4 protein-coding genes are annotated in these 7,295 nt (G+C 73.0%); 3 read left to right on the top strand and 1 reads right to left on the bottom strand.

Annotation, left to right across the window (positions count from 1 at the left end; all coding sequences use genetic code 11):
• Window positions 1-109: 109 nt before the first annotated feature.
• A complete protein-coding gene (locus ACYVE9_RS11210; RefSeq protein ID WP_461027635.1) occupies window positions 110-1,117 on the bottom strand; it encodes an NADP-dependent oxidoreductase in 1,008 nt (335 codons plus the stop codon).
• Between the two features lie 579 nt (window positions 1,118-1,696).
• Here ACYVE9_RS11210 and ACYVE9_RS11205 point away from each other — a divergent pair.
• The 3 genes from ACYVE9_RS11205 (at window position 1,697) to ACYVE9_RS11195 (ending at window position 7,244) form a co-directional block, all read left to right on the top strand.
• Entirely contained in the window at window positions 1,697-2,071 is a 375-nt protein-coding gene (locus tag ACYVE9_RS11205; protein ID WP_461027634.1) for a hypothetical protein, read from the top strand.
• Between the two features lie 204 nt (window positions 2,072-2,275).
• The gene (locus ACYVE9_RS11200) at window positions 2,276-6,136 is read left to right on the top strand and encodes an nSTAND1 domain-containing NTPase (protein WP_461027636.1); all 3,861 of its coding nucleotides are present in this window, start codon (window positions 2,276-2,278) and stop codon (window positions 6,134-6,136) included.
• Between the two features lie 244 nt (window positions 6,137-6,380).
• Window positions 6,381-7,244, top strand: a complete 864-nt coding sequence (locus tag ACYVE9_RS11195) for an NlpC/P60 family protein (protein ID WP_461027633.1) — start codon at window positions 6,381-6,383, stop codon at window positions 7,242-7,244.
• The last annotated feature ends 51 nt before the right edge of the window (window positions 7,245-7,295 follow it).

Here is a 7,295-nt window from a genome sequence, read left to right as displayed (position 1 = left end):
CTGGCGCCGCCCGTCACGATGGCGACCCGCCCGCGCAGCGGCTCGGGCCCCTGCGGACGCGGGTCGGCCTGGTCCTCCCGCCGGGCGGACGTCCCGGCCCCCTCGGCGCTCATGCGAGCTCCAGCACGAGCTTGCCGACGTTCTCGCCGCGGAACAGCATCTGGAGCGTCTGGGGAAAGTCGTCCACCGAGCCCTTCACCACGTGCTCCTTGACCTTCACCCGGCCCTCCGAGATCCAGCCGGCGATCTCCTGGGCGGCCTGCGCGTAGCGCTTGGCGTAGTCGAAGACCACGAAGCCCTCCATGCGGGCGCGACGCACCAGCAGGGACAGGTAGTTGGACGGGCCGGTGACGGCGGTCTCGTTGTTGTACTGGCTGATCGCGCCGCAGACCACGACCCTTGCGTGCATGGCCAGTCGGGTCAGTGCCGCGTCCAGGATCTCGCCGCCGACGTTGTCCAAGTAGACGTCGATGCCGTCCGGGGTCTGCTCGCGCAGCGCCCGCTTGACGTCGCCGGCGCGGTAGTCGATCGCCGCGTCGAAGCCCAGTTCGTCGGTGAGCAGGGCGCACTTCTCGGGGCCGCCGGCGATACCGACGACGCGGCAGCCCTTCACCTTGGCGATCTGGCCGACCATGGTGCCGACGGCGCCCGCCGCACCGGAGACGACGACCGTCTCGCCCTCCTTGAGCGCGCCGACGTCGAGCAGGCCGAAGTACGCGGTCATGCCGGGCATGCCGAGCGCGCCCAGATACGTCGAGGGCGGCGCGAGTGAGGTGTCGACCTTCAGCGCGCCCTTGCCGTCGGACACCACGTGTTCCTGGACGCCGAACGTTCCCACCACGTGGTCGCCGGGCTGGAAGTCCGGGTGGTTCGACGCGGTCACCTCGACGACCGAGCCGGCGCGCATGACGTCGCCGACGCCGACCGGGGGCAGGTAGGAGGGGCGGTCGTCGAGCCAGCCGCGCATCGCCGGGTCCAGCGAGATCACGCGGGTGCGGCCCGCGAACTGTCCCGGGCCGGGCTCCTCGACGGGAGCCGAGACGTGCTCCCAGTCCTCCGCTTTCACCTCGCCCACGGGCCGGGACGCAAGACGGATCTGGCGGTTGGTCGCAGACATGAAGCCTCCAGTCATCGATGAACCCTCCGACCATACCGACCAGTAGGTACGCGTGCGCGTGTGAGGTGCGCCACTTCTTCCCTCCGGTCGGCCGAATGCTCCGTTGGCGCGCCCCGCCGTCGCCCGGCCCGGCGGGGCGTGACCGGCGTCTCCGAAGCCCGGGCCCTCCTGGGGTCGCCCGATCGGGAACGGTGTACGAACGGGCGTGGCGGCATTTCGAAACACTCAAAAAACGGCCGATCAAGGCACTGAAGCGAATGCGGCAGTGGGCGTCGAATGGCGGCTGCCGCCTATTGCCAACATCGGCTTTTCGGTTCATCGGAGTCGGTCCACGGCCTTTCTCGCCGAATCACCGGGGTATCGGGGGATCGCGGTCCGAGCGGTCGCGGGGAAGTTCCGAGACCGACCTCACCGCCCCGCTCCCTTTCCCGGCGTCGACTCCCGGCGACGACCGCCCCTGGTCACGGGCGGTTTCCCGGCAGCGGCGCCGACGGGCAACGGGAAACCCGTCGACCCGGACGGGCGCGGTGGCCAGGCTGAAAACGTCAGAACGCAGCAAGCACGCAGCAAGGGGACACCATGCGCAACTCGAAGACGATCAGGGCCGCCGCGGCTCTCGCACTCGCGGTCGGCACCATGACGACGGTCACCGCGACCCAGGCCCAGGCAGAGGTCCGCGCGGCGGCCACCCACGGGTGCCCGTCCGGGTACGTGTGCATGTACCCGGGGGCGGGCTGGAACAACGACCGGCCGACCCACAGGTACTACACCTACGGGGCCCACAACCTCAGCAACATGTACGGCACCTACCGCATCTTCAACAACCAGACCGGCGGCGCCACCATGCGCACCTGCACCGGCTACAACGGCACCGGCTGCCAGGGCTACCTGTCGCCCGGCGGGTACATCGACAAGGACATGACGCCGATCAACTCGATCACCCTGCAACCGTAATCGGCCCGTCCGGAAAACGGGCTTCCCGAGCCGCCGGCGCGGTTCGGGAAGTCCGTTCCGCCCTATCCGGGAAAACGCTTGAAAGGCCTTCCGGTCGCCACGGTAATCTGGGCACTCGCCGCCTCAGGACCAGGGGCGCGTTGTGCCGTGGGGGACGTGGTGGGGAATCCGAACCAGGGGCGCGGAACCGAGAACGCCTCGCCGTTGCCGGAGAGCGCGCACGTACGCTTCGCCGCACACCTCAGACGGCTCCGTACGCAACGCGGGCTGTCACTGGCCGACCTGGCCCGCCGCACGCACTACAGCAAGGGCTACCTGAGCAAGATCGAAACCGGCGCGAAGCGGGTGACCGTGGACGTCGCACGCCGTTGTGACGAAGTGCTGCGCGCGGACGGCGAGTTGCTGCGGCTGGCCCGCGACGCCGGGCCGACCGACACCGCGACCAGGGAAGGGCCGGGCGTGAACGGAACGCGACCGGTGTCCGGACCGCAGCCGGAGTGCCCCTACCGGGGCCTGCCCGCCTTCACCCGGCAGGACGCCGGCTGGTTCTTCGGCCGGGAGCGCGCCACGACCGCTCTGGTCGAGCGGCTGTTCGGACGCGTCGGAGAAGGACCGCTGCTGCTGGTCGCCCCCTCGGGCGCGGGCAAGTCCTCGCTGCTCCACGCCGGTCTGCTCGCCGCACTCCGCCGCCCGGGCGGCTTCCCCATGGCGGGCGCCGACGCATGGCCGGTGGTGGCCTTCACACCCACCGCGCACCCGCTGGCCGAACTGCTGGACCGCACCGCCAAAGTGCTGGGCGGTGACCTCGGCATCAGCGAACGAGAAGTGCGCCACCGCCCGCAGGCCCTGCTCGAAGCCGTCCGCACCTTGACGGACGGCACCCACCCGTCCCGGCCCGGCCACGGCCCGCCACCGTCGCGCCCGGTGCTGCTCATCGACCAGTTCGAGGAACTGTTCACGCACTGCGCCGACGAGGAGCAGCGACGCGCGTTCGTCCGGGTACTCACCGCGGTGGCCAGGGCCGGACCGACGGACAGCGTTCCCGCCGCGGTCGTGGTCCTCGGTGTGCGGGCCGACTTCTCCGCGGCCTGCCTGGAACTCCCCGAGCTGGCCGCCGTCTTCACCGAGGGGCTGTTCGTGCTGCCCCCGATGTCCGTGTCGGAGCTGCGCGAGTCGATCACCCGCCCCGCGCGACTCGCGGGCGTCACCCTCGACCCCGGGCTCGTCCCGCTGATCCTGCGGGACGCCGGGGTGCACGACGCGGAAGCACACGACGGCGCCGGCATCGTCCCCGCGCCCCGCTCCGCGACCGGTCACGCACCGTCCGGGGTGCTGCCGCTGGTCTCCCACGCGCTGCGCGCCACCTGGGAGCAGCGCGAGGGCGCCACGCTGACCGTCGCCGGGTACGAACGCACCGGCGGCATCCAGGGAGCGATCGCCCGCACGGCCGAGGACGTGTTCGCCCGCCTGTACCCGGCCGAGCAGCGGACGATCCGCCGGGTACTGGTCCGACTGGTCCGCGTCGCGGACGACACCGCGGCCACCCGGCGCCGGATGACACGCGGCACCCTGATGGAGCAGCTCGCCGACACCGACGGCGCGTCAGCCGCGCTCGACGCCTTCGTGCGGGCGCGCCTGATCACCACGGACAGCGACACCGTGGAGATCACCCACGAAGCGCTGCTGCACGCCTGGCCTCGGCTGCACGACTGGATCCACGCCGACCGTGCCGGCCTGCTGCTGCACCAGCAACTGGCCCACGCCGCCGGCGAGTGGGAACGCGAGGGCCGCGACCCGTCCGCCCTCTATCGCGGGTCCCGGCTGGACGCCGTCCGTACCTGGGCCGACGAACTCGGCGAAGGCCGGCTCAGTCCGGTGGAAACGGCCTTCGTCCAGGCCAGCCAGGACGAGGAGGACAGCCGCCGGCAGCAGCGCAGACGGCACGCCCGGTGGCAGCGCCGCATGCTGGCCACGCTCGGTGTCCTGCTGGTCCTGGCCGTCGCGGCGGGAGGCCTCGCCTACCAGCAGCGGGCCGGTGCGCTGGACCAGGAGCGGGCCGCCCGTTCGCAGGCCCTCGCCCTGCGGTCCGCCTCACTGGCCGCCGGGCAACCGGAGGCGTCCATGCTGCTCGCCGAGGAGGCGTACCGGACGAAGGCGACCACCCAGGCACGCGGAGCCCTGCTGAGCACCCAGTCCCAGTCCTTCGCCGCCCGGCTCGCGGGACACTCCGGCGCGGTCAACTCGGTGGCCTTCGCGCCGGACAACCGCTCCCTGGCGACGGCCAGTTCGGACGGCACCGTGAGGGTCCGGCGGTCGGCGGACCACCGGACGACGGCGACGTTCACCGTTCCCGGGCGAGCCCGCGCGGTGGCCTTCAGCCGCGACAGCCGGAGGCACGCCGCCACCGCCACCGGCGGGCCGGTGCGGGTGTGGAACACCTCCGGCCGCGGAGATCCGACGATCCTCCCCGCCCGCACCGCCGGCGCCCGCGCGGTGGCGTTCAGCCCCGACGGCCGGACCCTCGCCACCGCGGCAGCCGACGGAACCGTCCACCTGTGGGACACCGAACGCGGCCACCGATCCGTCGCGTCCCTCACCGGCCACACCGGAAGGGTCAACGGCCTCGCCTACGCCCCGGACGGCCGGACCCTCGTCTCCGGTGGCGCCGACCGGACAGTGCGGCTGTGGGACGTGGCCCGGGCACGCCCGCTCGCCGTCCTGCGCGGGCACACTGACGACGTGCTCGGCGCGGCGTTCGCGCCCGACGGGCGAACCGTCGCCACCGGCGGCGTGGACCGGACAGTGCGGCTGTGGGACGTGGCTGAGCGCCGGACGAGCGCGACGCTCACGGGGCACAGCGACGACGTCAACGCCGTCGCCTACACGCCCGACGGCACCACGGTGATCAGCGGCGGCGGCGACGGCACCACCCGGCTGTGGGACGTGCGCACCGGCCGGTTGACCTCGACCCTCGCCGGCCACACCGACTACGTGCTCGGCGTGGCCGTCGACAGCCGGGGCGCGGTGTTGGCGACCGCCTCGTTCGACCAGTCCGTGGCGCTGTGGGACCTGCGCGCCTCCGTCCTGACGTCCCGCCCCTTCACCGAGATCTGGCAGGCCGCGTTCAGCTCGGACGGAGAACTGCTGGCCACCGCCGACGCCGACCACACCGTCCGCCTCTGGGACGTCCGCCGCAGACGGGTCGTGACGACGTTCACCGGCCACCGCGAGACGGTGTTCTCGGTGGCGTTCGCGCCGGACGGCCGGACGTTGGCCTCGGCGGGATCCGACGGCACGGTCCGCCTGTGGGACGTCTCCGACCGCCGCCCCCTGGCGACCGTCGAAGGCCGGAGCGGAACGGTGTTCTCGGTGGCGTTCGCGCCGGACGGCCGGACGTTGGCCTCGGCGGGATCCGACGGCACCGTGCGCCTGTGGGACGTCGCGAGCCGCCGGCACCTCGCCACGCTCACCGGTCACACGGACTTCGCCAACGCGGTCGTCTTCAGCCCGGACGGACGCATCCTGGCGAGCGCGGGGGACGATCTGGCCGTGCGCCTGTGGGACGTCGAGGCCCGCCGCCCGCTGGCCACCCTCACCGGGCACACCGGGGCGGTACGCGGCGTGGCGTTCAGCCCCGACGGGCGCACCCTCGCGAGCAGCGCCAACGACGGGCACGTGCGGCTGTGGGACGTCCGCAGGCAGCGCCCCGTGGCCACCCTGACCGGCCACACCGGCTCCGCGCGCGGCCTCGCCTTCTCCCCGGACGGCCGGACCCTGGCGAGCAGCGGCAACGACGGCACGGTCCGCCTGTGGGACGTCTCCGACCGCCGACTGTGGGGTGAACTGACCGGCCACACCAACGCCGTGTGGGGCGTCGACTTCTCACCCGACGGACGCGCGGTGGCCAGCAGCAGCAACGACGGGACCGTGCGCCTGTGGAACCTCGACGTGCGGAGCCGGTTGGCGAGCATCTGCCGGCTGCGGTCCGGCCTCGCCCCCGCACAGCGCGCGGCGCTCCTGCCCGATCGCCCCGCCCACCGCGGAAGCACCTGCGCCCCGCCCTGAGCACGAGCGGTGGCCGCCACGCCCGTCCCAGCGGCGGTTTCCCAGGTGTTTCCCGTTGCCCGTCCAGACAGGGCGACGCGCCACCCTCGACGCACGGCCCGGGGCCCCGCAGGCTGCTGAACACGGGCCGGAGCGGACGGACGTCACGCACACCGACGGCCGCCGCCCACCCGCCCGCACGGTCCGGCGCGACACCGAACCAGCCGTCGGCGTCGGTCACCCACACCACGAAAAGGGGTCCCGCATGCTCCGCCGCTCCGCTCCACTCGGCGTACTCGGCGCACTACTGGCCTTTCTCCTCCTCACACCCGCCCACGCCGTCGCCGCCCCGGCTGCCGGTTCCGCCGCCGGCAGCGGATGCGCGGTCCTGGCACCGGGCGCCTCCGCGGCGGCCGAACGCGCCGTCACGGAGGCCTGCGCACAGGTCGCGGCGAACGTCTGGTACACGTGGGGAGGCGGACACGGGCCCGAACCCGGCCCCACCTACGGCCAGGTGGACCCCACCGACCCGGCCAGTGAACACGACCCCGAACGCATGGGCTTCGACTGCTCCGGACTGGTCCGCCACGCCTACGCCCGAGCGACCGGCACGGACATCCTCAACGGTGTGGCCAGCGCCCAGTACTACACGCACCGCGCCGAACGGCGCTTCTCCGCCTCCGACGGTCTGGCGCCGCTGCTCCCCGGTGACCTCCTGGTCTGGGGCACCTCGCAGGAGCTGCACCACATCGCCCTCTACCTCGGTGCGGGGCGGATGGTGGAGGCCAGGCAGTCAGGTACCAGGCTCATGGCCGCCGACGTCAGGCTGACCGACAGCTACTACGGCGCGGTGCGCGTCAACACCGGGCCGGTGACCGGGCACGTCTTCCGGACCTGGGGCGAGGGCGTCTGGACCAAGGCGCAGCCGGCGCTGAAGGCAGCGCGGGTGTACGCGTTCCCGCACTCGACGACGATCCGCGTCCAGTGCCAGAAGCGGGCCGAGTCGGTCACCTCGGACGGCTACACCAACGACGCGTGGTCCTACCTGCCCGACTACCGGGCGTGGGTGACCAACATCTACATCAAGGGACCGGCCTGGCTGGACGACGTACCCACCTGCACCTTCTGACAGCAGGGCGGCGCCGGGGCCCGGCACGGGCTCGGCCGCCGGCGCTCCCGC

It is taken from the genome of Streptomyces sparsus (assembly GCF_054776295.1).
Note: the sequence above shows the minus strand (reverse complement) of the source record. Positions and strands in the feature narration are given on the sequence as shown.